Source organism: Nitrospinota bacterium, from assembly GCA_009873635.1.
Classification (GTDB): Bacteria; Nitrospinota; Nitrospinia; order Nitrospinales; family VA-1; genus LS-NOB.
In genome coordinates this window covers 1-7,466 of sequence record WAHY01000041.1, presented here as the reverse complement: position 1 = coordinate 7,466, position 7,466 = coordinate 1, and the positions used below count along the sequence as shown (strand labels likewise).

8 protein-coding genes are annotated in these 7,466 nt (G+C 43.0%); 7 read left to right on the top strand and 1 reads right to left on the bottom strand.

The window, feature by feature from the left end:
* From F3741_12515 to aroC, 7 genes are all read left to right on the top strand, one after another.
* Positions 1–486: ACT domain-containing protein (locus F3741_12515; protein ID MZG31600.1), on the top strand; the 486-nt coding region annotated here is incomplete at its 5' end.
* Between the two features lie 14 nt (positions 487–500).
* Positions 501–1,346: a prephenate dehydrogenase/arogenate dehydrogenase family protein gene (locus F3741_12510; GenBank protein ID MZG31599.1), complete on the top strand. Its 846-nt coding sequence runs from the start codon at positions 501–503 to the stop codon at positions 1,344–1,346.
* Positions 1,347–1,350: 4 nt separating this feature from the next.
* On the top strand, positions 1,351–2,010 hold the full coding sequence (locus F3741_12505) for a (d)CMP kinase (protein ID MZG31598.1): 660 nt from the start codon (positions 1,351–1,353) through the stop codon (positions 2,008–2,010).
* Positions 2,011–2,068: 58 nt separating this feature from the next.
* On the top strand, positions 2,069–3,742 hold the full coding sequence (locus F3741_12500) for a 30S ribosomal protein S1 (protein ID MZG31597.1): 1,674 nt from the start codon (positions 2,069–2,071) through the stop codon (positions 3,740–3,742).
* A gap of 42 nt (positions 3,743–3,784) precedes the next feature.
* Complete coding sequence (gene sppA / locus F3741_12495; GenBank protein ID MZG31596.1) at positions 3,785–4,690, top strand: signal peptide peptidase SppA; 906 nt, start codon at positions 3,785–3,787, stop codon at positions 4,688–4,690.
* A 221-nt stretch (positions 4,691–4,911) separates the two neighbouring features.
* The gene (locus F3741_12490; GenBank protein MZG31595.1) at positions 4,912–5,217 is read left to right on the top strand and encodes an integration host factor subunit beta; all 306 of its coding nucleotides are present in this window, start codon (positions 4,912–4,914) and stop codon (positions 5,215–5,217) included.
* Between the two features lie 208 nt (positions 5,218–5,425).
* The gene (gene aroC, locus F3741_12485) at positions 5,426–6,496 is read left to right on the top strand and encodes a chorismate synthase (protein MZG31594.1); all 1,071 of its coding nucleotides are present in this window, start codon (positions 5,426–5,428) and stop codon (positions 6,494–6,496) included.
* A gap of 117 nt (positions 6,497–6,613) precedes the next feature.
* Here aroC and F3741_12480 read toward each other — a convergent pair whose 3' ends face one another.
* Positions 6,614–7,036, bottom strand: a complete 423-nt coding sequence (locus F3741_12480) for a sel1 repeat family protein (GenBank protein MZG31593.1) — start codon at positions 7,034–7,036, stop codon at positions 6,614–6,616.
* Positions 7,037–7,466: the final 430 nt, after the last annotated feature.

Here is a 7,466-nt window from a genome sequence, read left to right as displayed (position 1 = left end):
AACTGGCTGAATAGCAACCTGCCAGGTGTTGAGCAGGTTCCTGCTTCAAGCACGGCCCAGGCTGCTGAATTGGCCAAAAAACATAAAAACGCCGCTGCCATTGCCGGGGAACTGGCTGCTGAGGTCTATGGATTAAAAGTTCTCAATAAAAATATTCAGGATCGGGCTGAAAACCACACACGGTTTCTGGTCATTTCAAAAGACAAAGCTAATAAGGCCAGGAAGAATAAAACGTCCCTGATATTTTCCATAGCTGATGAATCCGGGTCATTACTCAAAATCTTGCAGCTATTTGCCAAAAACAAACTCAATCTGTCGAAAATACAGTCGCGGCCATTGCGTAACCGGCCCTGGGAATATTTATTTTACGTCGATTTCACAGGGCATGTTGAAGACAAGACCGTTCAGCAGGTCTTAAAGACTTTGGGCAAGCAAACCCTGTTTTTAAGAGTACTGGGTTCTTATCCTGAACAGGGGAAAACATAATGCTGTTTAGAAAGATGACAGTAATAGGCGTTGGCCTGCTTGGAGCCTCTTTGGCAAAAGCCTGCAAAGAGAGGGACCTTGTTGGAGAGATCAACGGTTTTGGCAGAAACCGTGAGAATCTTGAGAAAGCCAGGAGTTTAAATATTATTGATCATTGCCCTGCAGATTTGGCAGCCGCGGTGAACGATGCCGACTTGATCGTAATATGTACTCCGGTCTCTACAATTGTGCCTTTGATAGAAAAAATAATACCGCACGTTCAGCCCGGTGCTTTAATCACTGATGTTGGTTCGGTTAAAGGTTCCGTTGTCCATGACACGGATAAAATTGTTCCTAATGGCATTTTTTTTGTCGGATCACATCCTATCGCCGGTGGTGAAAACTCAGGACTGGAAGCTTCTACCGCTGATTTGTATCAAGGCGCAAAATGTATTGTCACACCAACTGAGCAAACAGGTAAGACAGCCCTGAAAAAAACCTGTGAGCTTTGGCAAGCTGTCGGCATGAACGTCATAGAGTTAACCACAGAAGAGCATGATTATGTTTTTGGCGCTGTGAGCCATTTACCTCATGTCGTGGCTTACGCCCTGATGAATACACTTGGCGACTTGAAAACTCCGGACAACCGTGATGTCACAGCTTTTTCAGGTGCCGGACTGAAAGACATTACCCGTATCGCTTCCAGTGACCCGGTTATGTGGAGAGATATATGCCTTTCCAACCGGGAACATACGCTTGAGCTGATTGATCGGTTTCAAGCCAAGCTGGAACAAATCAGGGAAAATATTGAAAAAAAGGACGGAGACGTACTGAAAAAAGAATTTGCTGCGGCAAACCAATACCGGCTCAAAGTGGTTTAAGAGAATGATAATCGCGATAGATGGTCCCGCAGGAAGTGGTAAAAGCACTGTTGCCAAACTGGTCGCAAAGCGCTTGAACTACAGGTATATAGACACGGGCGCCATGTACCGGGCAGTGGCCTGGACCGCACTGCAGAAAGGCATCAACCTGGATGATGAAGATGCCATGGCGCGTATTGCCGAGACGCTGGAAATAGAATTTGTTCCGGCTGAAGAAGGGCAAACAGTACTGGTGGAAGGTGAAAACGTCACCGCCCTTTTAAAAAATGAAACCGTAGGACGAGGAGCCGCTACTGTAGCCGCTCAGAAATTTGTTCGGGAAGCGTTGGTCTTGCGACAACGTCAAATTGGCCAAACCGGAAACGTGGTGATGGATGGACGCGATATTGGAACCGTCGTTTTCCCCAAAGCCGATAAAAAGTTTTTTTTTGTCGCGGACGCTGAAGAGAGAGGACGGCGACGATATGAGGAATTGAAATCTAAAATTCCCGATTTGAAATTAAATAATATTATCGAGGAAATAAAGCAGCGTGACCATGAGGACCGAAACCGTGAAATCTCTCCCCTGGTCAAGGCAGACGACGCGCTCGAAGTTGATACCACTCGATTAAGTATTGAAGATGTTACCAATCATGTTTTTAAAAAAATAAATAACCTTAAATAACCCAAGAGAAAGTGAGAATCATGCAGTCATGAAAATATCCAAAGAACTTTTAGAGCAAATGGAAAATGATGACAAGGCGGAACTGGAGGAGTTGACTCCTACCCAAACTGCCGCATATGAAGAAATGGAAGAATTTTTTAACGACAGCCTTGGCCGGTTCAAGGCTTCGCAAATCATAATGGGAAAAGTCATAGCCATTTCAAACGGACTGGCCACCATTGATGTCGGCTTCAAATCAGAAGGAATGGTCTCACTTTCCGAATTTCCTGAAAACGGCAAAAACCTGCAAATTGATGAAGAAGTTGAGGTATTTCTTGAAAAGGTTGAAGACAATGACGGCAATGTTGTTTTGTCCAAAGAAAAAGCCAATAAAATAAAAATCTGGGATGATCTGGTCCAGACCTATGAAGCGGACGAAATCATTCAAGGTGTAGTGGTCGCCAAAGCAAAGGGTGGTTTAACGGTTGATATTGGGCTTAAGGCTTTCCTGCCTGGTTCCCAGATCGACCTTCGCCCAATTCGTAACCTGGAAAAATTGCTTGGCGAAAAGTTTGACATGAAAATCATCAAGATGAATAAAAAACGCGGCAATATTGTTCTGTCGCGAAGGATTCTCCTGGAAGAACAACGCAAACAGGTTCGTGAGGGAACGCTCGAAAGAATGAGCGAAGGAAACCTCATTGAAGGCATTGTCAAAAACATCACCGAATACGGTGTATTCATCGACCTGGGAGGAATTGACGGTCTTTTGCATATTACCGATATGTCATGGGGACGGGTCAACCATCCCTCGGAAATGTTTTCCATCGGCGACAAAGTCACCGTCATGGTTCTCAAGTACGACAAAGAAAAAGAACGCGTCTCATTGGGTCTCAAACAAACCAGTGCCGACCCATGGGTGGATGTTGATTCTAAATACCCGGTCAATACCCAGATCAAGGGGAAAGTGGTCAGCATCACCGACTATGGAGTTTTTGTAGAGCTTGAAAAAGGAATAGAAGGACTTGTCCATATTTCTGAAATGAGTTGGAGCCGACATGTCAAGCACCCGAGCAAGATGGTTTCTATAGGTGATGAAGTGGAAGCCGTTGTACTCACCCTCGACAAAGACAAAAAACGGATTTCACTCGGCATGAAACAAATCGAGCCCAACCCATGGGAAAAAATTGAAGACAAATATCCCATTGGCTCTGAAGTAGAAGGCACTGTTCGCAACCTGACTGATTTTGGTGCCTTCGTGGAACTGGAAGATGGTGTTGATGGCTTGATCCATATATCCGATTTGAGCTGGAAAAAAATCAAACATCCTTCCGAAGTTTTAAAGAAAAAGGATAAGGTCACCTCTGCCGTACTCAGTATCGATAAAGAAAATTGTCGCATCTCCCTCGGAGTTAAACAGCTTCAACCTGACCCATGGGATGATATCGCGGCCAATTATCCTATCGGTACCGAAGTGAGCGGAAAAATCATAAAAGTAACCGGGTTCGGAGCGTTCGCTGAGTTTGGCGATGGATTAGAAGGCTTGATCCATGTCTCACAACTCAGCTCTGAAAAAATTACCGAACCTGAAGCCGCAGTAAAAGTAGATGATGAAATCAAGGCAAAAGTGATTAAAGTAGATACCTCCAGTAAAAAAATTGCCTTAAGCATAAAAGCCTTTTTGGAAAACCTCGACATTTCGCAAATTGAAAAAGAACAGGTGGACCTGGAAGTTTTTAAAGAAGAAGAATAATCCTGTAAAGCTCTGGACCCGAGAGGGTCCAGAATCATCAATATGCAAGCTACAAATCAGAACATGCCGCAGAGGTCATTCTTCAGATCTTTTATGCGGTTCGTACTGGGACTATTTGCCGTTATGGTTTTAATAGCGGTTGGCTCCGCATTATTGCCAGATCGCTGGAAGTCCACTTCTGGAGAAATCGCTGTAGTCAATGTTCAGGGATTGCTGATGGATTCCCGAGACATTGTCAATCAGCTATCCGACTATCGCCACAATTCTCAAGTAAGAGGCGTGATCCTGCGTATTGATTCTCCAGGTGGGGCGGTTGCTCCAGCCCAGGAGATTTACAATGAAATCATGAAACTGCGGGCAAATAGCAAAACAGTTTATGCTTCAATGGGAACCGTGGCCGCTTCAGGAGGATATTATATCGCCTGCGCGGCTGACTACATATTGGCCAACCCCGGGACCTTGACGGGTAGCATCTCTGCCGTTATGGCTTTCAATAATATTGAGGAATTAACAAAAAAAGTAGGTGTTAAACCAAAAGTCATTAAAAGTGGTAAATTCAAAGATGTGGGATCTCCCCTGCGGTCCATGACACCTGAAGAACAAAAGCTTTTACAGGATGTTGTGGACGATGTTCATGAGCAATTTGTTCAGGCCATTGCCAAAGGTCGGAACATGCCTCCTTCAGAAATCCATAAGATCGCTGACGGGAGGATTATGACCGGACAACAGGCATTAAAACTCAAATTAATTGATGAAGTGGGCGGACTCGAGAAAACAATCGAATTACTGGCAAAAAAAATTGGGGTCACAGGCAGGCCTAAACTCATTGAACAAAAAGAGAAAACAGATTTTCTTGACTGGTTTTTGCAAGGCTCTCTGTCCAGCGGACTGGCTGAAACTTTAGCGCCATCTCCCCATCCCCGCCTTCAATACCTCTGGTTTCCATAATAAAATCAATAAGTTAGATTAAATCCCGAACGCAATTTCTATAGCCGGATCAATAAACTCCTAACCAAAACATGATCTGTTTCAAGCACCAAAACCGTTACCGGAAAGCCGGTAAACCCATTAAAATATTGGGCTTGACTTAATTACACCTGATGATATACTTCACCGAATTCTTTTTGTAGACGCGGTTAAAATGTTTACCGGTTGGGGGAGACTTTTTAATGACTAAAGCAGAGCTTGTTGAAAGAGTGGCCAACCAGATCAATCTGACGAAAAAGCAGACTGAGGTTGTAGTCAATACTGTTTTTTCAAGTATTACTGAATCGTTGGCAGAAGGAAAAAAAGTCGAATTAAGAGGGTTTGGAAGTTTCCGAATCCGACAAAGAAATGCCAGGGTTGGACGCAATCCCAAATCCGGGCAAAAAGTTGAAGTTCCTTCAAAAAAAGTGCCTTTTTTCAAGGCTGGTAAAGAGCTGAGAGAACTTGTAGACGAAAAAGAGAGAGCTCAAGAAGAGGCAGAGTCTTAATAAGGGGTTTCAATTCAAGACTTCCTCCTCTTTCGTACCTCTAAGGTACCTAACCAAATGATAGATCCCTTCTGGCGCTTGTAGTCACGCATCCGCCTTCCCCAGCCGTAGATCAGTTTACCTAAATTATTCAATAGTTTAATTAAATATAACTATACAACCGGCCCGCCATTTTCTGGCGGGAAGAATTATATAAGTACTATAAATTATGTCTGGAAGCAGTTTCGGAAAACTATTTAAAATTACAACCTGGGGAGAATCCCACGGCGAGGGTGTTGGGGTTGTTGTAGAAGGTTGCCCGGCTGGACTACCTCTTAAAGAATCTGATATCCAAAAAGATCTAGATCGACGACGAACCGGTCAAAGCAAAGTAACCACCACTCGCAAAGAGGGTGACAAGATACTAATTATGTCTGGCATCTTTAAAGGTAAAACGACCGGGACGCCTATTTCAATGCGTGTCGATAATAAAGATGCCGATTCATCAAAATATGAATTGATCAAACATCTCTATCGCCCCGGACACGCGGATTATACCTACGACATGAAATTTGGTTTTCGAGACTACCGGGGTGGTGGTCGATCGAGTGCTCGGGAATCCGTTGGCAGAGTTGCCGCCGGAGCCATTGCTAAAAAGCTTTTAGCCAGAGAAAAAATCTCCATTACTGGATTCACCCGGCAAATAGGGCATCACACAGCAACAACTGTAAACTTTAAGGAAATCGAAAAAAATATCGTGCGTTGCCCTGATTCAAAAACCGCCGAGAAAATGGTGGAGGCTATCATGCAGGCGCGTAAAAATGGCGACTCTCTTGGAGGTGTGGTTGAAGTGATTGCCCGCGGTGTGCCAGCCGGACTTGGAGAACCTGTCTTCGATAGACTGGATGCGGACCTGGCCAAGGCCGTCATGAGTATACCCGCTGTAAAAGGAATGGAAATTGGAGCAGGGTTTCAAACAGCAACCATGACCGGGTCAGAGTGTAACGATGTCTTTGTCATGAAGAATAAAAAAGTAACGACTAAAACCAATAATGCCGGAGGAATTCTGGGGGGCATTTCCAATGGAATGGATATCGTTGTCAAACTGGTCGTGAAGCCGACATCATCTATCAACAAAGCTCAGGAAACCATCACCCAAAAAGGGAAAAAAGCTGAAATTCGTGTTGAAGGCAGGCACGATCCATGCGTTGCCCCAAGAGCCGTCCCTATAGCAGAAGCCATGGTTGCCCTGACTCTCATCGACCATTTGCTGAGAAACAAAACATCAAAATTGTCTTAACTCTTCTTTTCAGGTCTTATTATTTCTACTCCAAAATCAAGAACCCCATCGAACAGATAATAATGTTCAATGGGGTTCAACTTGGGTGAAGCACAATTCCTGGACTTAAGATAAAATCTACCAATAATTATTCATTTTTTTTGCCAAATCTTTTGCTCTCTCTATTTGCGATAATGTCATTTTCTTTTCTAATTCTTGAATTTGTTTAACAGCATCAGGATGCCCATGACGACTTGCAAGACTGAACCACATATATGCTAATTCAAGATCCTGAGAAATTGACTCTCCTATTTCATACATCATTCCTAAACTGTATTGTGCTCTAGCATACCCTTCCTTCGCATATTTGCGATACCACCTGATCCCTTTAGGGTCATATTTTGGTACCCACCTTCCATTCTCACATTTTTTGGTAACGGTGTAGAGCACTTGGTCAAATGGACAATTTCCAATCCCTCCTTTTCCAAAAGGATCACTTTTCCAGGCACCACAATTTCCACATACTTGATCTATACTTGAATTATTTGGAAGTATAGACATTAGAAACTTATGAAAAAAATAAGGAACATATTTGCAACTAAAAAAACCTTTCAATAAATCAGATTGAAATATTATTCGTTTTAGACAGATAAAAATAATAAAAATATTATTCCTATAAATTAGAATTTGATTATTAAAACCGCGCGAAACGAATCAAACCAAAACCCAAAAACACCAGTAGTCAAATCAAAATAAGACAGTAAATAGAAATTTAGTGTGGGAAAAAATTTAGGGAGAGGGTGTATGTTGGTGAGGGGTTCAGGGAAATTTAGAGGGGTTGCAGGACAAACAAAGTACAAAAATTACAGGGGCATTATGAAGTATCAACTAATGATTTTCCATTTAATTTTAGAGTATTTTTAACAATTTGCGCAGGTGGTATGAAAAAGGACTAAAGACTTACTAAGACTCTGAAAACACAAACCCATAT